We start from the raw sequence: 11704 nt of genomic DNA on the forward strand, positions 1-11704 counted from the left end.
CCACAGTGGAGGAAGGATCAACCTGGCAGATTACGGATTTGTCCGTTTTACCGAAAGGTGTCGGGGCGGTACCGCGGTAGTGAGCCATACCCCGTTGTCACTGCGGTAGAAGAGGTCTCCCGCCCCGGCCATCACTCCCGACGCGACGCTGAACACCACCACGTCCGGCGAGCGCCGGCGGCCCACGGTCCGGGCCGTCGCGACATCGACCGAGAGGTGTACGTGTGAACGGCTCCGTGGCCGCAGCCCCTCCCGCATGATCGCGTCGAGGTTCTGCCGCGGCGTGCCGTGGAACAGCTCGGCCGGTGGGGCGGCGGGCGGCAGATCGAGATCGACCCCGACCCGCCGGGAGTGCCCCTGACTGGCCCGGATCCGGTCGACACCGTCGGGCCCGGTGGCGACGGCGAAACGTGACTTGTCGTTGTGCTCGACCACGAAGTCGAGCTGGTCCCGGGTCATGCCCAGGGCCGTGATCAGGTCGGCGACCGGCACCCAGCCGTTCGCGTCGAGGGTCAGCCCGGCCGTCTCCGGCCGGTGACGCAGGACCAGGGACATCCGTTTACTCAGGCGGACATGGTCAACTGTCATACGGTGAGCTCCATGACCGCAAGGTAATACGGGTGGTCCCGGTCGTCGATCGATTTCAGCCGCCACGACGAGCCCGCCAGCAGCGTCTTCAGTTCGTCCGCCGAGCAGTTCAGGTAGTCGAACCAGTCGGTGGCAACCTCGCGGTACCGCAGCCGGAGCCGCAACTGCCCGCCCAGCCGCCCCCGCTCCCGGTTGGCCCGGTGGTACGCCACGTGCAGCGGGTCGGTGGTGCCGTACGGATCGGTGCCCTGCGCGATGATCCGCGCGCCGGGTGCGGCCAGCCGGGCCAGCGCGGCCAGTAGGACCGGCGCCCGCTCCGGGCTCTCCAGCAGGCCGAGGTTGTTGCCGAGCAGCAGGAACGTGTCGTAGCGCACGCTCGCCCGGGAGAACTCGTCGACCGTGGCGAGCACGGTGTCGCGGACCCCGCGCCGCCGGGACACCTCGATCGCACCGAGCGAGGTGTCCAGGCCGGTCACCGCGATCTGCCGGCTCTGGAGTTCGAGCGCGACCCGCCCGGCACCGGCGCCGATGTCGAGCACCCGGCCCCGGCAGAGCCCGACGGCCCGGTGGTCGAACGGTCGCCAGTCGGCCGGTTCGCTCAGATAGTGATCGGCCGGGGCCCCGTTGATCAGGCCGTCGTCGCGCTCGATCACTTCGATCACCGGCCGCGGCCAGCGCCCACCGGCCAGCGGCCGCGGCCCGACTCCGGTGTGCACCGCCCAGGCATCGCGGATCATTTCGCCGAAAGCGTCACCGATGGTCGGTCGAGTCATGGTCAATACTCTTTAACCATGACCGCACTGGAGCAACTCGGGTCGGAGAAGTACGTCCTTCTCACCACGTTCCGCCGCGACGGGCGGCCGGTCGCCACCCCGCTCTGGGTCGTTCCGGACGGCGCCGGCCTGGCCTTCTGGACGGTGGCGGGCAGCGGAAAACTCAAGCGGATCCGCAACAGCGGGCGGGTCACCGTGGCCGCCTGCGACATGCGGGGCAACCCCACCGGCGGCGAGGTCGTCGAGGCCACCGCACAGATCGGCGATCAGGCTGATCTGGAGCGCGTGGGCACGGCCATCCGGAAGAAGTACGGCCTGGTCGGTCGCCTGACCCTGCTCGGCAGCCGACTGCGCCGGGGTGCCGACGGCACCGTCGCCGTGCTGGTCGAGTGATCACCGATCACCCGGAAAAGAACTGATCACTCTGAAGAGAGACATGGAGGGCACCGGCAGTAGCCGGCGCCCTCCATGGTCGTTTGATCATCTGAACGAAGAAGGGGCGATCGCCTTCCCCGGCGCTCGCCCCTCGCAACGATCTTTCGGTCGACCGGGTCAGTCGCCCTGACGCTGCGTGGGGATCTGCCCCTGCAGCAGGGCACGGACCTCCGACTCCCGGTAACGACGGTGGCCGCCCAGCGTGCGAATTGCGCTGAGCTTGCCCGCCTTCGCCCACCGGGTCACGGTCTTCGGGTCGACACGGAACATCGACGCCACCTCGGCCGGCGTTAGTAGCGGCTCGGGATCGTGCGTACGCGATGCCATCGGTCACTCCTCCACATGTGCCTAAAAAACATCGGCCGGGGTCCCGCCGGCCGGTGCGTCTCTCATGGTCCGGCTAGTCCCCGATGTCCGACATGGGCCGAACGGACGAACGTCCCCAGATAGACGGATGAAGCATGCCCGATTTTTGCGCGTTTTCTACGCCAGATAGTGCCTCGTTTAGTCCGATTATCACGCTTCGCCGGTCGCCGATTACGAAGAGTGTTCGCTTCGGGAGCGTTCCCACGGGCCGCGAATCGTACGAGTCTGTCCTATTTCCGCAGGTCAGTTGCTTCGTTCCAGAAGCTGGACAAGGCGCCAACGCGCCACCAACTTCTCGTAAGCCTCACCAGCTGACTCAGCGTCACCGCGAGAAAGTGCCGAAAGTCCGGCTGCTACCAATCCGGGCGAATCGTCCTCGGAGAGTTCGTCATCCGGCAGGAGGTTGACGAGACCGGCGTAGTCCAGCTCGACCACCGACCGGGGATGGAACTCCTCCAGCCACCGGGTGCCCTCCTCGACCGCCTCGGTGATCGGGGCGTCACCCAGGGCCTTACGCAGCACCGACACCGCCCGGTGCGCCCGGCGGCGGGCCTTGGAGATCTCGGTGCGATAGCGCAGCACCCGCCGGCGGCCGGTCAGCGCGATCTCCCGCTCGTCCAGGTCGACGAAGGCGAACCAGCGCAACGGGACACCCCAGGTGGCGATCTGCTCGTGCACCCGGGGCACACCCTGCTCCAGGACCTTGGCACCGCTGCGCCAGTCCTCCACAACGGCTTTCGCCTGGCCGGCCAGCACCGGCGGGACGAAGGCGTCGGCCAACACCGCGGGCACCCCGTCCCGCGCGCTCAGGGCCGCCTCGGCCACCCGCAACCGCAGGTTCCACGGACAGACCAGCACCGCGCCGTCCCACTCCAGCACGTAGGCCTCGTCGGGCAGGTCGGGCAGCCGGGTCCAGCCGGCACCGAGCGCCTCCAGGACGGCGGTGCGCTGCCGGGCCGGGCCCTCGACCAGCCCCACGTCCCGGCCCTCACGGGCGTAGTCGCGCCAGAAGACCTGCCGCTCCCGGTCGAAGGCGGTCAGGGGTTCGTAAACCCGTAGGTACGACGCGAACAGTGACGGCACGGCGCGAGTCTTTCACGAATCCGCCCAGGTGGAACTTCCCGCGCGGGCGTAATCGGCGCGCCATTCGCACGGATACGCTCGCTTGTACCGGCTACACCCCCTGCCGGGATCATGGCCCCACGAAGGCCACGCAACAGATCAGGAGAGTTGAAACATGGACGTGTTCGACGTCAACGAGCACGAACAGGTCGTCTTCTGCCAGGACCGGGCGACCGGCCTCAAGGCGATCATCGGGATCTACTCGACCGCGCTGGGCCCCGCGCTCGGCGGCACCCGGTTCTTCCCCTACGAGAACGAGGCGGCCGCCCTCGCCGACGTGCTGAAGCTGTCCCGCGGCATGGCTTACAAGAACGCGATGGCCGGTCTGGACCTGGGTGGCGGCAAGGCGGTCATCTGGGGCGACCCGGCGAAGATCAAGAGCGAAGCCCTCCTGCGGGCGTACGGCCGGTTCGTCGAGTCGTTGAAAGGCCGCTACTACACCGCCTGTGACGTCGGCACCTACGTGCAGGACATGGACATCGTGGCCCGCGAGACGAAGTACGCGACCGGCCGCAGTGTCGAGCACGGCGGCGCCGGTGATTCCTCGGTGCTCACCGCCTGGGGCGTCTTCCAGGGCATGCGGGCCGCGGCCGAGCACACCTGGGGCACTCCGTCGCTGAGTGGCCGCACGGTCGGTGTCGCCGGCCTCGGCAAGGTCGGCAAGTACCTGACCGGTCATCTGCTCGACGACGGCGCGCACGTGATCGCCACCGACGTCAGCGAGGCCGCCCTGTCCTGGGCCCGCACCACCCACCCGCAGATCCAGCTGGTCGCCGACACGAACGCGCTGATCACTTCGGACATCGACGTCTACGCGCCGTGCGCCCTCGGTGGCGCGCTGAACGACGACACGGTGCCGGTGCTGCGCGCCAAGGTGGTGGCAGGCGGTGCCAACAACCAGCTCGCCCACTCCGGCGTCGGCAAGCTCCTGGAGGACCGCGGCATCCTCTACACCCCGGACTACGTGCTGAACGCCGGTGGCGTGATCCAGGTGGCCGACGAGATCCACGGCTTCGACTTCGGCCGGGCGAAACTGCGGGCCACCGGGATCTTCGAGACCACCCGGCGGATCCTGAAGCTGGCCGGCGAGGAGGGTGTGCCGCCCGCGGTCGCCGCCGACCGGCTCGCCGAGCGGCGGATGGCGGAGGTCGGCCGGCTCCGGTCCATCTACCTCGGCTGAGGCGTGCGAGGCCTGCCGCGCGTCCGGGAAAAGGGCCGCTGAAAAGGTCAACCGCGACGCGCGGCAGTGTCACACGCAACCCGAGGTGCCGAACTAGGCATCGTCCATGTACCGTAAGACCCACGAGAGATGCCTGACGTCATCGGGGCCCAGCCTTCGGGCTGCCCCGAATTCTGTGCGAGGGGGTCGAGCCATGGGGCGCGGCCGTGCTAAGGCCAAGCAGACGAAGGTGGCCCGGGAGTTGAAGTACCACTCCCCGAACACCGACCTCACCGCCTTGCAGCGCGAGTTGGCGGGTACTACCCGCCAACCGGACCGTCACGACGACGACAATGAGCTCGTCGACGATGACGAGGACGACGCTGCGGAAGATCAGGAAACCTGGGACGACCAGGAAACCTGGTCGCCTTCAAGGCGGAGCTGACCCCGTTTCGTACAGAGCACGCGGTGATCCCGCGTGCTCAGGTGTGTCACGTGGTCACGTCTACCTGCGGTTGAACAGTGAAGCCCACGCGGGCTCTCTCCGCGTGGGCTTCAACCGAATCCGGCTTCAGCGTGGACGGTTGTTCCAGTTGTAGAACGTCGGGATGTTCTCGAAGTGGTTCCAGGCGCATACCGCCGTGCCACCGTCACCCGGCGACTCCTCGGCACGCTGCTGCCTGGCCGTCTCCGCCTCCGCGATGAGCGCGGCCAGCCCGGCCCGGGTGTCGTGCACCCGCGCCGTCACCGGATCCGTCTCCACGCCGTCAGACAGCCGTGGCTTCGTGATCTCGGGCATGATCCAGCACTCCTTCCAGTAGGCGAATCTTGCTGTTCAGGCAGTGGTTCGTCTCCGTGACGTCGAACCTGCCGTGTTCGAAGTACCGGTTGGCCGCGTGCGCGCCGCCGCAGAAGCCGAAGTACGGGCAGGTCTCCCGGCAGGCCTCTATCCCGCGCAGGAACTCGCCTATCCAGGGTGTCTCCGCAGCGAGGCCGAGTATCTCGGTCAGTGGCGTGGTGAGGACGTTGCCACTGGTGAAGTCGCCGTACCGGGGATCGTGGAAACCGGCCAGCTCGGGCGAGAGCAGCACGACCGAGCCGTCGTGGGCGATCGTGGGGATCGGATCCAACCGCCGAGGCAGCAACTCGTCGGCGTTCCCGTCGAGGACCGCGGCCGCGTACCGCAGCGTCCACTCCACCTCGCGCAGATGGATCCGCGGGTCACGGCGCCAGGCGGTGACCAGCTCCGCCCAGAAGGCACTCACCGCGGCCGGATCGTGACTGTTGAGCCGGGTGTTGACGCCCTCGGTCTCCTCCATGTTGATGCCGAGCACCTCACAGCCCAGGCCGAGGAAGTATTCGTACAGCTCGGCGGCGACGCCGGGACGCGGGTCGCCGACCACACACAGGGTGGAGAACGGGATGCCGTGTGCCCGCAACCGCCCGATTCCGCGTGCGATCAGGTCGTAGGCGGGCCGGCCGGCCCAGTCCACCCGGTCGCCGTTGCGCTCCCGGGGCCCGTCCACGCTGACGCTGACGCGGACGTCGTGCTCGGTGAAGAACGCGCACCACTCGTCGTCTATCAAGGTGGCGTTGGTCTGCACGTGATGCTCCACGCCGTCCCCGAAGGGCGCGAAGAGGGCAGCCAGGTGGGCCCGGCCCGCGGCGAGCGGCTCCCCGCCGTGCCAGACCACCGAGAACCTGCCGGTACGCACGAAGCCGGCCACTCCGGCTGCGACCGCCTCGGCGACCGCGACCGGCATCTTCCGGTTCTCCCGGCGGAACGGTAGATAGCAGTACTCGCACGCCAGATTGCACAGCGTGGTGGGCTGCATGACGACGTAACCGGGTTCCGCTGAGATGCCCCGCATTCCGCTCCAGGCGACCGCCATGGTCAGGCACGCTCCCGTCCGGCATTCACGACTCAGGTCAGGCTAGGCCTGGCAGTCCACAGCAAAGCGAAAGATCCGCATGTGCCGGACATCGACACACACGGATCATTTCATGCCGGAGCGGTCAGCCGCGCGTGTAGGAGCCCATCATCTGGACGTCGCCGGCACCCTCGATGACCTCGCCGACCTGCCACGCCTCGATGCCACGGCCGGTCAGGTAGGCCATCGCCCGGTCCGCGTCGTCGGAGGAGACGACCGCGAACATGCCGACACCCATGTTGAAGGTGGCTTCCATCTCGGTGTCATCGATCCGGCCCTTGGCCTGGATCAGGTCGAAGATCGGCTGCGGGCGCCAGGTGGAGCGGTCCACCACAGCATCCATGTTCGCCGGGAGCACACGATTCAGGTTGCCGGGGATACCGCCGCCGGTGACGTGTGAGAACGCCCGGACGTCGGTCTCCTCGATCAGGCCCAGGCAGTCCTTGGCGTAGATCTTGGTGGGGGTGAGCAGTTCCTCACCCAGGGTGCGCTGGGTGCCGAAGTCGTCGACCACGGTGTCCAGGCGCATCCGGCCGGCCCCGAGCAGCACGTGCCGGACCAGCGAGTAGCCGTTGGAGTGCAGACCGGACGAGCGCATCGCGATGACCGCGTCACCCAGCTCGACCCGCTCCTTGCCGAGGATCTCGCTCTCCTCGACCACGCCGACGCCGGTGGCGGAGACGTCGTACTCGTCCGGGCGCAGCACACCCGGGTGCTCGGCGGTCTCGCCACCGAGCAGGGCGCAACCGGCGTACCGGCAGCCGTCGGCGATACCGGCACCGATCTCGGCCACCTTGTCCGGCACGACCTCACCGCAGGCGATGTAGTCGAGCAGGAACAGCGGCTCGGCACCACAGGCCACCAGGTCGTCGACGACCATGGCGACCAGGTCGATGCCGATCGTGTCGTGGATGTCGAGCTGCTGGGCGATGACCAGCTTGGTACCGACACCGTCGGTCGACGAGGCCAGGATCGGGCTCTTGTACTTCGCGGTGTTCAGCCGGAACAGGCCGGAGAAACCACCCAGGTCACCGATGACCTCGGGCCGGGTGGTCTTCTTCACCTTCGACTTGAGCAGCTCGACGGCCCGGTCGCCAGCCTCGATGGAGACACCCGCGGCCGCGTACGTGGCCGAGCGCTTGCGCGCTCCGCGTCCTGAGCCGGCCGTCCAGGGCTGACGGTCGCCTCCCTCGGCGCCGTTGGATCCGGCACTGCTGCGCTCGGACACGTGCGTCACGGTTCTCCCCTTTAGCGGTTCTGTGTAACTGAAGGTCACGGGTGGTGCAGCGCGGTCGCGCCGCCAGGGCTGCCGACCAGTGGCTCCGATGCCAGCCGGTCGTCGCCCGCGTTGTCGCGGGCCGCGTAGTCCGTTTGATCGGCGACGGTGGCGGACTTGGCCACCACCGGGATCGACGCCCGGCGGCCGACGCCCTCCAGGACATGTTTGCCGATCAGGTCCTCGGTGGGCAGCTCGATCGGGTACTCACCGGTGAAGCAGGCCATGCAGAGCCGGGATTTCGGCTGCTCGGTGGACTGGACCAGGTTGTCCAGCGAGACGTAGCCCAGGCTGTCGGCGCCGATCGACCGGCGGATCCCGTCGATCTCCAGACCGTTGGCGATCAGCTCGGCCCGGGTCGCGAAGTCGATGCCGTAGAAACACGGCCACTTCACCGGCGGCGACGAGATCCGGACGTGGATCTCCAGCGCCCCGGCCTCGCGGAGCATCCGGATCTGGGCCCGCTGGGTGTTGCCGCGGACGATCGAGTCGTCGATCACCACGATCCGCTTGCCGCGGACCACCTCGCGCAGCGGGTTCAGTTTCAGCCGGATGCCGAGCTGGCGGATGGTCTGCGACGGCTGGATGAAGGTCCGGCCGACGTAGGCGTTCTTCATGAAACCAGCGCTGTACGGGATACCCGAGGCCTCGGCGTAACCGATCGCGGCCGGGATGCCCGACTCCGGCACACCGATCACCAGATCGGCTTCGACCGGATGCTCCTTGGCCAGCTTGCGGCCGACCTCGACACGGGCCGAGTAGATGTTCCGGCCGGCGATCGTGGTGTCCGGGCGGGCGAGGTAGACGTACTCGAAGAGGCAGCCCTTGGGCTCCGGTGCCGCGAACCGGCTGGACCGCAGGCCGTGCTCGTCGATCGCGATGATCTCGCCCGGCTCCACCTCGCGCACGAAGCTGGCACCGGTGATGTCCAGCGCGGCGGTCTCGCTGGCGACCACCCAGCCGTGCTCCATCCGCCCGAGCACCAGCGGGCGCACGCCCTGCGCGTCACGAGCGGCGTAGAGAGTGTGCTCGTCCATGAAGACGAAGCTGAAGGCACCGCGCAGGGTCGGCAGCAGCTCCATCGCGGCGGCCTCGACCGAGAGATCAGGGCGACCGGCGAGCAGCGTGGTGACCAGAGCGGTATCGGATGTGGAATCGCCCACTTCGAGGCCGCGGTCGGCGACCTCCTTGGCGAGTTCGGCCGTGTTGACCAGGTTGCCGTTGTGCGCCAGGGCGATCGTCGTCCCGGCGGGGGTGGCACGGATGGTGGGCTGCGCGTTCTCCCAGTTCGAACCACCGGTCGTGGAGTACCGGGCGTGGCCGATCGCCAGGTGGCCACGGAGGCTCGCCAGCGTCGGCTCGTCGAACACCTGGGAGACCAGGCCGATGTCTTTGTAGACCACGACGCCGGAACCGTCGCTCACAGCGATCCCGGCGGCTTCCTGCCCCCGGTGCTGCAATGCGTAGAGCCCGAAGTAGGTCAGTTTGGCGACCTCTTCCTCGGGCGCCCAGACACCGAAGACGCCACAGGCGTCCTGGGGGCCGCGCTCCTGGGGGTCGAGATCGTCGGTCAACAGGCCGTCGCCTCGGGGCACCTGTTCGCTCCCTCATGTCGGGGTCTGCACGGACCTCTTGACTAGGTGGTCCGTCCGACGGCCCAGTGTACGCGAGCCCGCCGGAACCCCACCTCGGCTCATCGCTCGACGAGCGGCAGGAGGTCGGTGAGGTCGGTACGGATTCCGCTGGCCCGGACCTTGCCGTCGTGGACCGCGTCACTCCACGCCAGTCGGCCGGAGGCCACGAGCAGCCATGTCATCGGATCCGTTTCGACCACATTGGGCGGTGTGCCTCTGGTGTGCCGCGGTCCGGCAACGCACTGAATCGCGCCGAAAGGTGGAATTCGCACCTCCACCGAACGGCCAGGTGCCCGCCGGGACAACTCGGTCAGCAGTGCTCGCACGGCGTCACGGAGCACCGTGCGACCGGGTTCGACACCCCGGTCGAGCGCGTCCAACGCCTCGGCCACCGAGTCGGATTTATGGTTTGGAGAAGACATAGCGGGACGATACGACCCGCTCCACGAAGAACGGCACACCGCCCTGGGTCGCGCGATGGACGTGCGACAAGGCATAGTTGCCGACGGTGTACACGTCGCGGGATCCACCGGACATCGAAGGAACCGGGGGACCGCGCGACCGGAAGGCGGTGGACGTGACGACGCACCTACGAGCCCGGACGGCCCAGGCCGGTGCGTTCCTGGCACTGGTCGGTGGAGTATTGGCTGGTTATCCCACAGCTGCTCTGGCTGCGCCTCCAGGCGTGAAAATCGATTCGTCGCCCAATGGAGCGGTCGCGTCGGGTTCTACTGTAACGGTTAGCTTCACCGTTAGTAACCAGGTGGGTGACGGTGAAACCGGAAACGGCACCGTCCAGATGTCGGTCAAGGCCAACAACGGCGCCAACTGCACCGACGGCTGCGACCCGACGGACGCCATCAACGGTGCCCGGAGCTACAGCGCCACCATCAAGGCACCCAACGTCGGGACCGGCCAGAAGCAGGAGGTGACCGTCACGGTCACCGCCAACAACGGCGAGAACGGTTCGGCGAGCGCCAGCTTCACCGTCGAGGGCGCGGCGGCTCCGGTGGTGACGACCGTTCGGCAGGTCTCCGGCCGGATCAAGGACGACGAGGGCAAGCGCGTCGCCGGTGTCCGGGTCGCGATGAAGGACAGCGCCGGCAAGACGTACACCACATCGAGCAACAGCGATGGCGGCTACTCGTTCACCTCATCCGACGCCCAGCCGATCACGGCCGGCAGCATCACCGTCGCCGCGACCAAGGACGGCTACGACTCTGCGGCGGCCACCGTCCAGGGCAACGTCGGGCGGACCGTGAACGTCCCGCTCACGATCAAGAAGGTCGTCGCCGCGAGCCCCTCGGCGTCGCCGTCCGCGAGCGCCTCGGCCAGTGCCGCGGCGAGCGAGGAGGCGACCGACGAGGAGGAGCCCACCGACGAGGAGACCAACGGGATCGACCTCGGCCAGGACCCCAACGAGGCCGCCAACACCTCGGACGACGGGGGCAGCAACTGGCTGCTCATCGTCATGGGCGTGCTGCTCGTCGCGGCCGGCCTCGGCGCGATGCTGCTGGTGTGGATGCGGCGCAAGAAGGCCGAGGAACTCGCTGCGGAGACCGGTATCGGCAAGATCCCGCCGGCCACCGGTGGCGGCGGCTTCGACCAGACCCGGATGGCCGCGCCGGTGGGCGCCGGCCGTGGTGGCGACGCGACGATGATCGCTCCCGCCGGGGGGATGGCCGGTGCCGGAAGTCTGGGCGACGCGCCCACGATGATCCACCGGCAGCCGGTCGAAGACGAGTTCCCCGACCCGTACGGCGCTCCGCTCCCGCCCAACGGCGGCTACAACGGCCAGAGCAACCAGTGGGGCAACGAGCCCGCTGACAACGGCTACGGCGGCGGTGACTACGGCGCCGGCACTCAGCCCTACGGTCAGCAGGGCGCCAGCGGCTACGGCGCGGCTCAGGGCGGTCAGCAGTACAGCGAGCAGACCAACATGTACCAGCCCGAGCAGCCGCAGGTGCCGCAGCAGCAACAGCGGTACGACGAGCAGACCGGCATGTACCAGCCCGAGCAGGGCAACGGGTACGGCGGTTACGACCAGCAGGGTGGCTACGACCAGGCTGGCTACGGCCAGCAGGCCGGCGGTTACGACCAGCAGGGTGGCTACGGCCAGCCGGGTGGTTACGGCCAGCCGGGTGGTTACGACCAGGGCGGTTACGGCCAGCAGCAGGGCGGCTACGACCAGGCTGGTTACGGCCAGGGCGGCTGGGACAACGGCCAGCAGCACGCCGGTTACGACCAGCACCAGCAGCCCCAGCAGCCGCCGGTACCCCCTCAGCAGGCCGGCTGGGACGACGACCAGCAGGGCTACGGCGACCAGCGCGGTTCGTACGGCAACGGCCAGAACCGCAACTGGAACGGCTGACCCGGACTGATCACACGAGAAGGCCCCCGCTCGAAGTCCGAGCGGGGGC

13 protein-coding genes are annotated in these 11704 nt (G+C 68.5%); 4 read left to right on the forward strand and 9 right to left on the reverse strand.

All coding sequences use genetic code 11. The features are described from left to right. Positions 1-30: 30 nt before the first annotated feature. Together BLU81_RS32490 and BLU81_RS32495 are read right to left on the reverse strand one after the other, a co-directional pair. Entirely contained in the window at positions 31-588 is a 558-nt protein-coding gene (locus tag BLU81_RS32490) for an RNA 2'-phosphotransferase (protein ID WP_092549894.1), read from the reverse strand. Then, positions 585-1361, reverse strand: a complete 777-nt coding sequence (locus tag BLU81_RS32495) for a class I SAM-dependent methyltransferase (RefSeq protein ID WP_092549897.1) — start codon at positions 1359-1361, stop codon at positions 585-587. Before BLU81_RS32495 ends, BLU81_RS32490 begins: the two co-directional genes overlap by 4 nt. 18 nt (positions 1362-1379) lie before the next feature. On the opposite strand from BLU81_RS32495, the gene BLU81_RS32500 reads away from it, so the two are divergent. Beyond that, positions 1380-1754, forward strand: a complete 375-nt coding sequence (locus BLU81_RS32500; protein ID WP_092549900.1) for a PPOX class F420-dependent oxidoreductase — start codon at positions 1380-1382, stop codon at positions 1752-1754. A gap of 159 nt (positions 1755-1913) precedes the next feature. Here BLU81_RS32500 and BLU81_RS32505 read toward each other — a convergent pair whose 3' ends face one another. Further along, the gene (locus tag BLU81_RS32505) at positions 1914-2123 is read right to left on the reverse strand and encodes a BldC family transcriptional regulator (protein ID WP_014687221.1); all 210 of its coding nucleotides are present in this window, start codon (positions 2121-2123) and stop codon (positions 1914-1916) included. A 282-nt stretch (positions 2124-2405) separates the two neighbouring features. Further along, positions 2406-3245 carry a hypothetical protein gene (locus tag BLU81_RS32510; RefSeq protein WP_092549903.1) on the reverse strand — a complete coding sequence of 280 codons (840 nt, stop codon included), beginning with the start codon at positions 3243-3245 and terminating at the stop codon, positions 2406-2408. A gap of 154 nt (positions 3246-3399) precedes the next feature. Here BLU81_RS32510 and BLU81_RS32515 point away from each other — a divergent pair, with 154 nt between their 5' ends. Continuing rightward, positions 3400-4464, forward strand: a complete 1065-nt coding sequence (locus BLU81_RS32515; protein ID WP_092549906.1) for a Glu/Leu/Phe/Val family dehydrogenase — start codon at positions 3400-3402, stop codon at positions 4462-4464. Positions 4465-4657: 193 nt separating this feature from the next. Further along, on the forward strand, positions 4658-4888 hold the full coding sequence (locus tag BLU81_RS32520; RefSeq protein WP_092549909.1) for a DUF3073 domain-containing protein: 231 nt from the start codon (positions 4658-4660) through the stop codon (positions 4886-4888). 126 nt (positions 4889-5014) lie between these two features. Here the strand turns inward: BLU81_RS32520 and amcA are convergent, their stop codons facing one another. From amcA to BLU81_RS32545, 5 genes are all read right to left on the reverse strand, one after another. Further along, positions 5015-5242, reverse strand: coding sequence for a multiple cyclophane-containing RiPP AmcA (amcA, locus tag BLU81_RS32525; RefSeq protein WP_092549912.1), 228 nt, complete (start codon positions 5240-5242; stop codon positions 5015-5017). Then, positions 5211-6314 (reverse strand): cyclophane-forming radical SAM peptide maturase AmcB, encoded by a 1104-nt coding sequence (gene amcB / locus BLU81_RS32530; protein ID WP_307833799.1) that lies wholly within the window; start codon positions 6312-6314, stop codon positions 5211-5213. Before amcB ends, amcA begins: the two co-directional genes overlap by 32 nt. Positions 6315-6459: 145 nt before the next feature. Next, on the reverse strand, positions 6460-7611 hold the full coding sequence (purM, locus tag BLU81_RS32535; protein WP_092549918.1) for a phosphoribosylformylglycinamidine cyclo-ligase: 1152 nt from the start codon (positions 7609-7611) through the stop codon (positions 6460-6462). A gap of 35 nt (positions 7612-7646) precedes the next feature. Further along, positions 7647-9245: an amidophosphoribosyltransferase gene (gene purF, locus BLU81_RS32540; protein ID WP_092549921.1), complete on the reverse strand. Its 1599-nt coding sequence runs from the start codon at positions 9243-9245 to the stop codon at positions 7647-7649. Positions 9246-9343: 98 nt separating this feature from the next. Then, a complete protein-coding gene (locus BLU81_RS32545; protein ID WP_092549923.1) occupies positions 9344-9706 on the reverse strand; it encodes a sterol carrier family protein in 363 nt (120 codons plus the stop codon). Between the two features lie 341 nt (positions 9707-10047). Here BLU81_RS32545 and BLU81_RS32550 point away from each other — a divergent pair, with 341 nt between their 5' ends. Beyond that, positions 10048-11655, forward strand: a complete 1608-nt coding sequence (locus BLU81_RS32550) for a carboxypeptidase-like regulatory domain-containing protein (protein WP_092549926.1) — start codon at positions 10048-10050, stop codon at positions 11653-11655. Positions 11656-11704: the final 49 nt, after the last annotated feature.

This window comes from Actinoplanes derwentensis (genome assembly GCF_900104725.1).
GTDB classification, from domain to species: domain Bacteria; phylum Actinomycetota; class Actinomycetes; order Mycobacteriales; family Micromonosporaceae; genus Actinoplanes; species Actinoplanes derwentensis.